Genomic DNA, 376 nt, shown 5'->3' with positions numbered 1-376 from the left:
GCGCTTGCGCGCCAACCGGCCGTTCGTGGCCGAGCTGGAAGGTTGCATTGCGGGGTTTGCCGATCTGCAGCCTTCGGGCACCATCGACCACTTTTTCGTGGCGGGGGATTACGCGGCGCGCGGCGTGGGCCGGGCGCTGATGGCACGGATCCACCAAGCGGCGCAGCAGGCGGGCATGCCCCGGCTGTGGGCCGATGTGAGCCTCAGCGCCGAGCCGTTTTTCCGGCGCAGCGGCTTTGTGGTCGAGGCGCGCCAGCAGGTCGAGGTGCGCGGCGTGGTGCTGGCGAATGCGCGCATGGGCAAGTCGCTTTCCGCTTCTTGATTGATAGCTGTCAGCGCAGACTGACTCTGCGTTACGGGCCTTTTTGGCTTGAAA

Annotated in this window: 1 protein-coding gene; it reads left to right on the top strand. The window is 66.5% G+C overall.

The genetic code is table 11. The annotated features are described in order from the left end of the window. On the top strand, window positions 1-322 hold a 322-nt coding region (locus B2J89_RS21930), incomplete at its 5' end, for a GNAT family N-acetyltransferase (protein ID WP_169170880.1). Window positions 323-376: the final 54 nt, after the last annotated feature.

Source organism: Acidovorax sp. SRB_24 (assembly GCF_012931925.1).
This window is presented reverse-complemented; position numbering and strand designations above follow the sequence as displayed.